The 10,981-nt window shown below is 60.1% G+C and carries 9 protein-coding genes; 1 reads left to right on the top strand and 8 read right to left on the bottom strand.

Going from position 1 to position 10,981, the window contains the following annotated elements; all coding sequences use genetic code 11:
* Nucleotides 1–736: 736 nt before the first annotated feature.
* Nucleotides 737–1,471, bottom strand: coding sequence for a TraX family protein (locus J2X19_RS25830; protein ID WP_310377319.1), 735 nt, complete (start codon nucleotides 1,469–1,471; stop codon nucleotides 737–739).
* A 2-nt stretch (nucleotides 1,472–1,473) separates the two neighbouring features.
* Nucleotides 1,474–2,289 (bottom strand): DNA-binding protein, encoded by an 816-nt coding sequence (locus tag J2X19_RS25825; protein WP_310377317.1) that lies wholly within the window; start codon nucleotides 2,287–2,289, stop codon nucleotides 1,474–1,476.
* Between the two features lie 160 nt (nucleotides 2,290–2,449).
* Between J2X19_RS25825 and J2X19_RS25820 the strand changes: the two genes are divergently transcribed.
* Nucleotides 2,450–2,746, top strand: coding sequence for a hypothetical protein (locus tag J2X19_RS25820; protein WP_310377315.1), 297 nt, complete (start codon nucleotides 2,450–2,452; stop codon nucleotides 2,744–2,746).
* 5 nt (nucleotides 2,747–2,751) lie between these two features.
* Here the strand turns inward: J2X19_RS25820 and J2X19_RS25815 are convergent, their stop codons facing one another.
* The 6 genes from J2X19_RS25815 to J2X19_RS25790 all read right to left on the bottom strand — a co-directional run bounded on the left by J2X19_RS25815 (nucleotide 2,752) and on the right by J2X19_RS25790 (nucleotide 10,485).
* Nucleotides 2,752–4,545 (bottom strand): DNA cytosine methyltransferase, encoded by a 1,794-nt coding sequence (locus J2X19_RS25815; protein WP_310377312.1) that lies wholly within the window; start codon nucleotides 4,543–4,545, stop codon nucleotides 2,752–2,754.
* Nucleotides 4,546–4,564: 19 nt separating this feature from the next.
* On the bottom strand, nucleotides 4,565–5,188 hold the full coding sequence (locus J2X19_RS25810) for a hypothetical protein (protein WP_310377310.1): 624 nt from the start codon (nucleotides 5,186–5,188) through the stop codon (nucleotides 4,565–4,567).
* Between the two features lie 1,437 nt (nucleotides 5,189–6,625).
* Complete coding sequence (locus tag J2X19_RS25805; protein ID WP_310377308.1) at nucleotides 6,626–8,080, bottom strand: hypothetical protein; 1,455 nt, start codon at nucleotides 8,078–8,080, stop codon at nucleotides 6,626–6,628.
* Nucleotides 8,081–8,255: 175 nt separating this feature from the next.
* Nucleotides 8,256–8,660 (bottom strand): sigma-70 RNA polymerase sigma factor region 4 domain-containing protein, encoded by a 405-nt coding sequence (locus J2X19_RS25800; RefSeq protein ID WP_310377306.1) that lies wholly within the window; start codon nucleotides 8,658–8,660, stop codon nucleotides 8,256–8,258.
* 27 nt (nucleotides 8,661–8,687) lie between these two features.
* Complete coding sequence (locus J2X19_RS25795; protein ID WP_310377304.1) at nucleotides 8,688–9,698, bottom strand: ParB/RepB/Spo0J family partition protein; 1,011 nt, start codon at nucleotides 9,696–9,698, stop codon at nucleotides 8,688–8,690.
* Between the two features lie 10 nt (nucleotides 9,699–9,708).
* Nucleotides 9,709–10,485 carry a ParA family protein gene (locus tag J2X19_RS25790; protein ID WP_310377303.1) on the bottom strand — a complete coding sequence of 259 codons (777 nt, stop codon included), beginning with the start codon at nucleotides 10,483–10,485 and terminating at the stop codon, nucleotides 9,709–9,711.
* Nucleotides 10,486–10,981 lie beyond the last annotated feature (496 nt).

The raw sequence follows: 10,981 nt of genomic DNA, 5'->3' as shown, positions 1-10,981 counted from the left end.
CTCCTAGTGAGGTTGAATGGCAGGTGGCAGAGCTGCTATCTCTGGTTCATCCTGCATGGCGATGTTTCTGCATCACCATGGGGACAAGTATACCATTGGAACTGTTCCTATAGTATAGTTAAAGTGAAACGGAAAGTAACCAATAACGGGTGTATTTACCTTCGGCCTGGTCGAGCTGCAGGGCGCTGAGCTGGACGCACGGACCTGGGCGGCCTCCCCTCCTGATAAGCCGGTATTTGTGGGTGTGTCGGGCCACCGGGTCGATCAGAGGAGCATGTCGCGGTGACCTGTCCGGGGGACAGGTCATGAGGCCGGTAGGAGCCAGCCCGGTAGGGCTGCCCATCGGCCTAAGCCGATGGGCACTCCGTAGCCCGGCCGAAAGCATGCGACAAACTACAAACCTTTCAACGCCACAGCTCGGCACTGAATGAAGTTCAGGGGTATCGCCCCGCATCGTCTACCTGGTCAGCGTTTCCCACGGGAAACGCTCGCAAGCGGTAGCGCGCAGCGAAGGCCTTGAGGCCGTAGCGAAGGCGTCAGGCATGCGAAAGGCTGCCCGCAGGGCAGTCCCGAAGGGATGAGCGCGAAAGCGTGAACCTGCAGAACGCCGACCCGGCGACAGCCGGGGGACGCCCAAGACTTCACGTGGTCAATACACGGGTCCAAGCCACCCACGCAACAATCTCAACCCGAACAACATGCGGTAGGGCGACGAGAAAGAAATAGACAGCCTTGCTCAGCTTTTAACCGTTAGAACCAGCCAGAACACGGCAAGGTGCAGCGGATAGAACGCATAGAACACCCACTGCGCGCGCGGCAGCATGACAGGCCACCACCGCAGGGCGAACAACACGGGCAAAACCGCTAACGCCCACAAATTGCCATTCACAAACCACAACAGCGTGAGGCAGGTCATAAAGCTCGCTATTAACGCTCGCGAAGGTTGACGCTGGTAAGCCCATACACACAAGCTCAGGCCGATAGCTGGCCACCAGTATTCACCCAACGCCCCACCCCAAGCCAACACTAGGCAAGCGGCGATCGTGGCACCTTGCCGGCGCATGTCGAAAAGCCACACCGATACCACGGCAACCAGCATCGTGAACATCATGTTCAGCGGCCACCAACCAGAGGGCAGCTTGTTGATAGCGATGAAGGGCACAGTCGCAAGCAGGCCAAAGGCCGCGAGGCGCTGCGCAAGGCGGCGATAGCCGCCGTTAGCCAACATGCCGGGGCGAGCAAGGTTGATGCCCAGCACGACGGCAAAAAGCGGCATGCTAATCCGCCCCAGCGCGAACATCCATGCCACGGCCCCTTCAAACAGGTACTTGTTCGAATGATCGACGACCATCAAGACCAAGGCAAGCCACTTCATAGCCGACAGTGAGGCCTCGGAGAAGTCAAGCGGCGCGAGCAAGCGAGCGGCGCCAGGGGCAGGCAAATCAGCCGTATTGGAACGCGAGCGAGCCATGTTCAACTGCCCTTCTTGGTGGTGCGTGTCGGCGCAGGCGCAGCCAGTGGCGCTTCACGGCCCAGCAGGCCGCTCAGGTTGGCGTTCTGGACGCTGTAGGCGTTGAGCTGGCTGCGCAGATCCAACGTCTCAGAGCGCAATCGGATGGCTTCGTCGGTGACGCGGCTCAAGGCCTCCTGCAGGCGCGCAACATCACCCGCAGCAGTACGCGCAACATCGGCGCTCGTATCAGCGCGCGCACGCAATTCGGTGACTTCACGCAGCGCGGTTTGCTCGCGGCCCTGCAGCTCTTTCAAGCGCTCGGCCAGACCATCACGGGCAGCGGAGACTGCGGCAAGCTCCTTCTCAGCAGCAATGCGACTCTGTTGTTCGGCGCGCAGATCCTTCGCCTGCTGGTCCAGCAGCGTGCGTTGCTCGGCGGCCTTGCCCGCGAGCACGTCGCGTTCGCTGGTCAACGCGGCGACCTGCTCGGCCAGGGCGTCGCGCTCGGCTTCGAGCGCTTCGCCAGATGCAGCCAAGTCAGCGGCCTCGGTCATGGCCTGGGCGAGCTGAGCCTCGACTTCAGCACGCGCGGCGGATGCGGCGCGTTGGATCTCGCCGTTGATCTCGCGCAGGATTGAGGCCGGCAGGTCAGTCGTCGCAGCCGGAGCGTCGGGGCGCGAGTCACGCCATTTCGTCAGGTGACGGTGAATAGTGTTCGGACTTCCGGTTCCGCGAAGACGCTCGCGAACGGCACGGATGCTGGGCTCGCGCCCCTCGCCGACAAGCTCCTCGGCGGCGGCTTTGACCTGTTCGTAGGTAATTCCTTCTCGTGCCATCACGGTGTCCTTTGAATTTGAGCGTATCAATCGATACGCATATCATATCGATATGATACGTTATATGATACAGATAGTGGGCAAATTCGGCTTGGAAAATTGGGGTCCAAATTGTTCTGCGCTCTACATATGCTGAGGTTTTCTAATCCCGGTCCATGCCATGAATCTCCCGCGCTCCTTCACTCTGATCGTCCACCTCGCCGGAATTGATACCCCGACGATGGCCGAGTCCTACCAACCGCCCGTTATTCGCATCCCGTTCGTTCTGGGTGCTGTACATAACGACCTGGGTGGTGGCATGGACAGCAACTGCTTGATGCCACACCCACCGGTAATATCCATGGCGCAAATGAACGTTATGTTTCCAGACGGCAGCAAAGGCACATTCAAGCCGCGAATCCAGGACGGACGGGGCGGCATGCTGGGCATACTGGCCGCTGAAAAATCAGCGCTGTGAATTGATCAGGCGGCCAAACCGCGCTGGCCAGCGCCCTGGTCCACAGACAGCGCAACAGCGATCGGGCGAACCCATATCGGCGAGGCAGACAACATTAAGCTCTCGCCTGACCAGGCCAGTAAAAGCGTGGTGCCCATCACCTCGGCCACGGCCTCGGCCGCATCCGGCGGCACTGCATTGCCAATGCGTTCGCGCCAGTCCTGATCGCTCAAGCCGTCGAGTTCGAGCTGTTCTTCGGGATCGACCAAGCTCTGCAGCGCGGCCAGCTCCAAGGTCGTGAACGGCCGATGCCAGGTGCCATCGAGCGCGCAGATCACAGCCACCAGCTTGTAGGCCGGTGCCGGCAACAGGCGGGGATCGGCCACGCTCCAGCGGCCGTTGTCGTGGCCACCAGCGGCACTCACGGCGCCGGTGTGCTGGTTCCAGCCGACCACGCCATAGTGCCCGCCGTTCACGTAGGCATCGCCAGGCCGGCGGCCCAGGACGCGCGGATCTGCCACCGCAAATGCGCCCTGCCCCGTCGTGCTGCCGCCGATCACCGTTTTGGCGGATCGGTCGAACGGCGTCACGATGTACTTGCCATTGCCGCCGAACGAGGTCGAGCTGCGCGGATCGGCGACGGCCTGGCCGGTGCCGTGTGCACTGGTCACGGCGCCGCTGGCGCGGTCCCACTGCACGATGCGGAACTCGTTCGAGTGCTTGGCCGGCCCGGTGTGGCGGGGATCGGCCACGCTGTAGGCGCCCTGCCCCGGGTTCTGCTGGCCAGCAATGGCCCCCGTCGAGTCGCCCCATGCATGAACGCCGAATGCCTGCCCGTCTCGCCACTTGGCGCTTTGCTCAAAGCGCGGATCGGCGACCGAGAAAGCCCCGGTGTTCGCACGCGCGTCCCCGGTGATGGTGCTGTTCGCCTCGCTCCAGGCCTCGGCGTCATCCGGGACGATGAGGTAATCGCGCAGCATGCCGTCCACCACAGCGAGGTTCTGAAGGCTGCGCCAGTCAGCGCCGGCCTGGACAAAGGCCAGGCGCACCCACGTTTTCCACTGCAAGCGAGGGATTCGGTGCATCGGCCCGCCGGCGGGATCACCAGGCAGCGGCATGCGGCCGAGCACGTCGCCCACCGCGCGGAGGCGCTTCTTGTCCGGCTCGTACAGGAAGGGCGGCACCTTCTCCATGTGGCGAGCGACCATGAGGAAGCGCTTGCGCGACTGCGCCAGCCCGCCGATCTCGCCGCAGTCGTGCGTCGTCTCGGCGACCGCGTAGCCGTAGCTGCGAAGCAGCGCGCCAATCTGGTCCAGCAGCGCTCGCGAGCGCTGCACGATGCGCGGGACGTTTTCGAACAGGATCAACTCGGGCGGATCGTCGCCCCACGCTTCCAGCATTAACCAAGTGCCACGCAGCGCAAGGCTGTTGAGTGCTTGGTATTTGCCGGTACGGCTCAGAGTTTCCGACAGTAAGCCGGAATTGCCTTTGCACGGGTAACTAGCAAATATGACATGTGGTCGTTCGTTGCCCGCTGCTTTACGCAGATCCGCGGGCGTCGCCTCGCGCCAGTCAGACGGTGGCTCCCTGCCGTGAAAAGTGATGTATTGCTCACGGTTGAACAGATCCAGTACCGTGCCCTTCACACCGGCTGCGCGCTCGAAGTCACGAAGCGCCGCCGCATCCACGTCCACGCCACCGAGACAACGCATGTGCCCCACCAGCCCGCCTGCGCGGGGTGTGGCCTTGTTGAAGCCCTTGGCGCCGCCACCGAGGCCGCACGCCATATGGAAGTGTCGAATTTCTCGAACGATCGTCATGATGGTGCGTCCTCTCTTATCAAGCGTAGTCGGAGTAGTGATCAGGCTTGAATACCGTCACTCCACCTACCAATAGCGATTCTTTCTTCGTGGCCCACACACCCCAGCTGCGAACCTTCACGCTGCCGTCCACGCCGACGCGCTTGGTCATCGGTTCGCCGATGAACTTGCCAGTCACGGGAACACACTCGCCGGTCATAGACTGACCTGAGTAACTGGCCTGTTGAGCCAACTCGCGGAGCTCCACAGAGCGTGTACCAAATACCCGTATGACCTGGTAGTAGTCATAATTTGTCTGTTCATAACCCCAGCTCGCAACCAACACATCGCCAACCTGCAGGTGCTTGCCGGCGTTGCGCAATGCTTCCCGACGTTGATTTACGCGAACTTGCTTCGCGTCGTAGCTGTCGCGCTTACCGTTGACCCACTTGTCCCGGTAGGTTTGAGCTTCACCGGCTGACTTGAATCGATAGTGGTAATCAGGCTTTCCGCGCATTCCTGAAAACGCCATTTCGAACACAGCGCCAGCAGGACCGCCACGCTGGAACACTTGAATACCAAGGCTTTCATCGCTAAACACCTGCGTCGAACTGGAACCAGCAACAGCCGTGCGTTTGATATGAATGGTTCGCCGATCAACCACGAGACACCTCGTTTCCCACGGGAAACGTCCGCGCTTGCTTCGTCATGAAATACTCCTAGTGAGGTTGAATGGCAGGTGGCAGAGCTGCTATCTCTGGTTCATCCTGCATGGCGATGTTTCTGCATCACCATGGGGACAAGTATACCATTGGAACTGTTCCTATAGTATAGTTAAAGTGAAACGGAAAGTAACCAATAACGGGTGTATTTACCTTCGGCCTGGTCGAGCTGCAGGGCGCTGAGCTGGACGCACGGACCTGGGCGGCCTCCCCTCCTGATAAGCCGGTATTTGTGGGTGTGTCGGGCCACCGGGTCGATCAGAGGAGCATGTCGCGGTGACCTGTCCGGGGGACAGGTCATGAGGCCGGTAGGAGCCGGCCCGGTAGGGCTGCCCATCGGCCTAAGCCGATGGGCACTCCGTAGCCCGGCCGAAAGCATGCGACGAACTACAAACCTTTGATCTCTAACGGTCCGTATTTTGGGGATCGTAGTGAGGCCCCTTACTTTGAAACAGAACGTTCTTCTTTTTTTGTTGGCAGGAAGTTGGGAGGGGGGTACCGCCTTTAGGCGGGGGGAGGGCAAAGCCCTCCTCCGGGGGGTCGAGTTCGCGTCGCAGGCGAAGCCGGAGACGGACAGGGGGGCGGTAGCCCCCGCGAACTGGTGCTTGCCCGCTTTCGCGGGCACATTTTTCTCGTATTGGGGAGGCATCGGCCTAAGCCGATGACGGGGCGAAGCCCATGGGGCCCTGCCCTACCCCGCTTGCGGGGTCACTTATTAGGCGCGTAGCGCCGTCAATGACCACCAGCAGCCCGTAGGGTTGCGCAGGGGTCTATTTCTCGGCCCGAAGGGCCGCACTTTTTGTTGTTACTCCGCGAAACGCAGTTTTTGGCCAAAAAATGAGAGCTGCATTTGTCTTTAACAAGCTCAGGCCAGGAATAAGAGAAGGATAAAGAAAAGGATAAGAAGGATAGGCGTCAGAAATATAGTGTTTTCTCTTTAAAAATCAAACACTTATGAAAACAACCCGTCACCCAAACAACCTGACCCGTCACCCAAATAGCCCGGTGAACCCCCTTCACCCGTCAGCTAGACAGCCCGGAATGATGGCGCCTTGGCATGACCCGTAAGCCAGACAACCCGGAAAGCGCTTCATACGTCACTCAAACAACCTGCTTCTCTAGAAACCCGTCACCCAAACAACCTGTTGACCTCATATATCCGTCACTCGAACAACCTGACGAGAGGTCTACCGTCAGTCCAACACCCTGAAATCCGTCACCTCAACAACCTGAAAAAATCCACGTCCCGTCACCGCAACAACCTGAAAAAATCCGCGACCCGTCACTTCGACAACCCGATACCTATAGAAACAAGGTTTTCACCTCATTAACAAATGTCGAGGGTCCGCGCGACCCGTCACCCATACAACCCGATACCGTCACAGCAAAGTTTCTTGATGGGGGACTATCGCAGCCTTGGCGTCGAGCTGCCGCTTGTTCGCAGCGCGCTGCTCCGTCGAGAATGTCCGGGTGGGAAGAAGCGTGTAGCTTACGTCTATGAGTTTAGCGCGCGCTCCACGCTCCTCCGCCTTCGTATAAGAGGCAAGCACTTCCCGTTCCTTCAGCTCTTCCCAGGCCTCGTCAAGGGCTGCGACGGCCTGTCGTGGAAGCTTATAGCCATCAAGCAGGCCGCTGTCGCGCTTGATGGTCGAGTATTTCATGGTGAAAGAGGTTGCCTGTGCTGCCTGCGTGTACTTGAGCACCAATTGACTGATAAGCCAGCGCCCCAGTTGGCCACGGCATTGCATCCAACGGTGGTAATTAAATTGCCTGTAAGCGATCTTGTCGATGCTGGCTGTCACGAACGGATGGAACTCGACATACCACCGTGCATTCGGGTTGAGGTCCAGATCTTCCCGTTTCACTCCCGCGAGATTGGCAATGAAGGTAGAACGCCCGAACTTACGCACGCCGAGAGCGTCGTGGTCGCCTTCTGTCTCGATATCGAGACCTCCAAGGGAAAGAATGTCCAACCCTTCGGCCAGGTCGCGATGGGTCATGGAATGGCCCTGTGCGGCCAATTCTTGCCGTAGACGATACAGGGTGAAGTAGAGACCGCTGCGCGGTTGTGACTCGTCGAAGAAGCCCGAGGGCTGCTCGGTGGCCAACCGTCGCAATGCGTGCTCGATGAGTTCTTCTCGGGCACTGGGGTAATACTCGACTGTTTCCCCGGTGGGTTTGCCTTGTTCGTTCCGTAGCTCTAAGCGTGCAGGTCGAACCACGGCAGTTAGCGAAATGCCCCGGTACTGAAATGTAGCCTTGCGGATAGGAAGGTAACCTCCAGGCTGGCGAAGTTCGTCTTGCCGGCGCCGCGACACCGAATACCGCGGAATGCTGTCCCAAAGATCGATCGCATTGGACAAAATGTCGCGCTGTGCGTCATCGTTGGCCAGGAACGACTGAAACAGGCTGAGCTGGCGGTTGTTAAAGGCTGTGTCAGGTACAGGCACCGTACCCTTCTGCTTGCCCTTCGACCCTGCGGCCTTTTTGGCGATGCTGGTCGCTACCTCCTTAGGCGCTGCTGAAGGCTTGACACGGCGCTTTAGTGTCGCTGACTTGGGTGGCGCTTCCGACGCCGTGTTCGCAAGTGCCGCTTTAGTGGATGGTGCACCGGCTGGTGCGGCAGGCAAATCGCTGCGAGACACTAGCTTACCGACAGCGACAGATCCACGTCTGGGATTCGCGTTCCACGCTGGCACTTCCTCACGCTCTTTCTGGAGCTGCAGGTTGTGGCTGGCTGCAGTCTTCGAAGCGATATCCGTGGCTGTATCAGGATCAGTTCCCCGGTCTATCAGGCGCTTCCTGTACTCAGCTTCATTGAATGGCTTGCTCATCAACGTGCCTTTCCCGCCAGGTGCGCAATGCCAAGCGGCTTGCTGCCAGAACGAACGCCAACTAAAATGCATTTGTGCAGCCGCGATTCATTGCGGTCAACCACTGTCCTAGTGAGCACAGAACGCCCGGCTGCTATCCGGGCGTTCACCTTTGTGGGGCTGTATGGTCCTTGCATTACTTTACGTCCTCCAATTTCTTACGCGCGGCCGTCACGGTTCGCAGCACAGGCTGCCAGGTCGCCTCTGCTAGCTCGCGCGATGCGCGCGCGCCCAGTTCGTAGGCCAGGCTCTGCAGCTCCTGCCCGAGCGCCATCGGCAGCGAGAGCGTCACCTGAACATAGGTCAGCGGCGACGCCTGATCATTGAGCTTAGCGCGCACCGCGCGGACCTTGTTGCCGACGTGCTGCGGCTCGACACCGTAGGCGCGCGCAATCTCGACCGTGCTCTTGCCATCGACGAAGTAGGCCCGCATCCATTCCTTTGTGCGATCGTTCGTCCGGGGCAGGCTCGCAAGTACGCGTTCCAGGTCTTCCGGGAGCGCGCGTACCACGCGTGGTTCTTGAAGGTCAGTTCTACTCATTTAGTTCCTTCATACCCTTGTTTCAACTCAGTGAACCGACAGCAGTCGCAGCTCATCAGCCTGGTACACGCGCCGATGGGTGCTGCCATTGCCGAACTGGACGATGGCATAGCCTTTTTCCGGGTGGCGTACCGACACCGCCAGCCTAGCCTGGCCGAACTTCTTCGACAATTCGGCAAACTCGGCCGCAAATGAAGACACGGGCGACAGCTCGACAACAATGAGCGCCTCGCCAAGATCGCGCTCGACACCCTCTTTCAAGCGCCATGTCGGTTCCTGCTCGGCTATGACCATACGCTTGTCGTCCTGCTTGGCTGCAACGTTCGGTGCCGACTTGTCGGCCTTGGCCGTGGTCCCAGCAGCACGTCCATCCTTCATGAACTGCTCAGTGATCGCGCGCTTATTGGACTTCTCCGGCGCCGCTTTGAGCAGTTCGCCCAACACCTTGGCGCGCTCAGGAGACTTACGTTCGAGCGATGAAACGCTCGCCAGCACAGCCCGGTCAGCCGTCACGCCCTCCTCCACCAATACGGTCATCGAGTCGCCACCCTGCGCGATGGCCGACAGCTTGGACACCCACGGCTTGCCCTTGTTGTACTTCGCCGCTACGGTCGCCAGGTTACCGCCCGCCGCATCCAGGTCGCGCTGAACGCGCTGCGCAAGGTCCAGCGTGCTCAGGTTCTCGCGGTGGATGTTCTCGGCCAGGTGAACCTTGTCGGCGGTGCTGTCGTCCATTGGCCGCACCAGGACGGGCACCTCGGCCAGCCCGGCGATGCGACCAGCACGCCAGCGCCGTTCGCCCGCGATGATCTCGAACTTGCCGGTGCCCATCGGGCGAACCAACAACGGTTCGACCACGCCGATTTCCTTGATCGACTCTGCCAACTCCTGCAGCGATTCCTCGTTGAACTCGGTCCGCGCCTGCCGTGCGTAGGGCACCAGGCTGTCCAGCGCCGCCTTCATCGGCACGGCGTCCTTCTTGTGCTCGTCGAGCTTATTGCCCAATCGGGCAATGGAGTTTTTCAGTGCGTTTGTCATATTGCGGCCCTCAGCGCTTGAAAACAGTTTGTAGGATATGCATGCAGGCTTTGCGGACCTCGGCTCCAGCCTTTTGGCGGCTCTCGCCCGTCGCGCCTAACCACACAGGACGCGAGATAGCCATCGCGCCCGAAACGCTAGTGCGCTCATGGATCATCATCGGCAGCAGCATGTCGGGTGCCGCATCCTGCAGGTCGTCCAAGATCCGGCGGTCAAAGCTACTGCGGCTATTAACCTTGTTGGCCAGCAGGCCGATCACCTGCAGGCCGGGGTTGTAATCACGCTTGACTTCTTCGATGGTGTCCATCAAGTCGCCCAGGCCGTCCACGCTCTCACGTGCCGGAACGAAAGGCATCACCACAAAGTCAGCAGCGATCAACGCGGCGCGTAGTCGTTTACCCAGCGTGGGAGGTGGGTCTAGCACTACCAGGTCAGCGCCTGCAGCGCATTCCCCGAGTCGATCACGCAGAGCCTCGGCGCCGATCTTGGGGGTTTCGTCGATCTGTACCAGACGGCGATCGCCGGTCATCACGCTCACGCTACCCTTCAGGCTGAAGGGGAGTTCGAGCGTGGTCGGCCGCCGTATGGAGCCAGAAAACAGAGAAAGCGTCGGCGAAGCGTCGCGGTCGATCTCGCCATCGAACAGGTTGCGCGTCAGCGTACCCTGCCCGTCCAGATCCACAGCAACCACCGAGCGGCCCTGCTCGGCAGCCAGGAATGCGAGGTGAGTGCTGAGCATCGACTTGCCCTGCCCTCCCTTTTGAATCGCGCAAACAATTGTTTTCATGGAGTTGTCCTAGTGTGCGAGTTGCCGGCGCCGCCAACGCTGCATCATCGGCGAAACCGTGTCTATCAAGTTTTCGACAGACAAATAACTATACCATAGGAACAGTTCCAAAGCAAGACCCAGGAACCGTTTCCCATGGGAAATGGAGATCAATCGCCAATACGCAACATAGGTTTGTAGTTCGTCGCATGCTTTCGGCCGGGCTACGGAGTGACCATCGGCTTAGGCCGATGGTCAGCCCTACCGGGCCGGCACCTACCGGCCTCATGACCTGTCCCCCGGACAGGTCACCGCGACATGCTCCTCTGATCGTCCCGGTGGCCTGACACAGCCACTAATACCGGCTTATCAGGAGGGGAGGCCGCCCAGGTCCGTGCACCCCGTCCAGAGCCCTGCAGCTTGACCAGACCGAAGGAGGAGGGGCCGCGTTTCCCGTGGGAAACGGGAGCGAGGAGGGGAGGCTGCCCAGGTCCGTGCGTCCCGTCCAGAGCCCTGC

The sequence above is a fragment of the Rhodoferax ferrireducens genome (assembly GCF_031458075.1).
GTDB lineage: Bacteria > Pseudomonadota > Gammaproteobacteria > Burkholderiales > Burkholderiaceae_C > Rhodoferax_B > Rhodoferax_B ferrireducens_A.
The sequence above is the reverse complement of the archived record's forward strand: the minus strand, read 5'-3'. Positions and strand labels throughout refer to the sequence as shown.

Excerpts from the sequence above, each read along its gene's own strand:
- J2X19_RS25790 (WP_310377303.1), bottom strand. The coding sequence starts at position 10,485 with ATGAAAACAATTGTTTGCGCGATTCAAAAGGGAGGGCAGGGCAAGTCG.
- J2X19_RS25795 (WP_310377304.1), bottom strand. The coding sequence starts at position 9,698 with ATGACAAACGCACTGAAAAACTCCATTGCCCGATTGGGCAATAAGCTC.
- J2X19_RS25800 (WP_310377306.1), bottom strand. The coding sequence starts at position 8,660 with ATGAGTAGAACTGACCTTCAAGAACCACGCGTGGTACGCGCGCTCCCG.
- J2X19_RS25805 (WP_310377308.1), bottom strand. The coding sequence starts at position 8,080 with ATGAGCAAGCCATTCAATGAAGCTGAGTACAGGAAGCGCCTGATAGAC.
- J2X19_RS25825 (WP_310377317.1), bottom strand. The coding sequence starts at position 2,289 with ATGGCACGAGAAGGAATTACCTACGAACAGGTCAAAGCCGCCGCCGAG.
- J2X19_RS25815 (WP_310377312.1), bottom strand. The coding sequence starts at position 4,545 with ATGACGATCGTTCGAGAAATTCGACACTTCCATATGGCGTGCGGCCTC.
- J2X19_RS25830 (WP_310377319.1), bottom strand. The coding sequence starts at position 1,471 with ATGGCTCGCTCGCGTTCCAATACGGCTGATTTGCCTGCCCCTGGCGCC.
- J2X19_RS25820 (WP_310377315.1), top strand. The coding sequence starts at position 2,450 with ATGAATCTCCCGCGCTCCTTCACTCTGATCGTCCACCTCGCCGGAATT.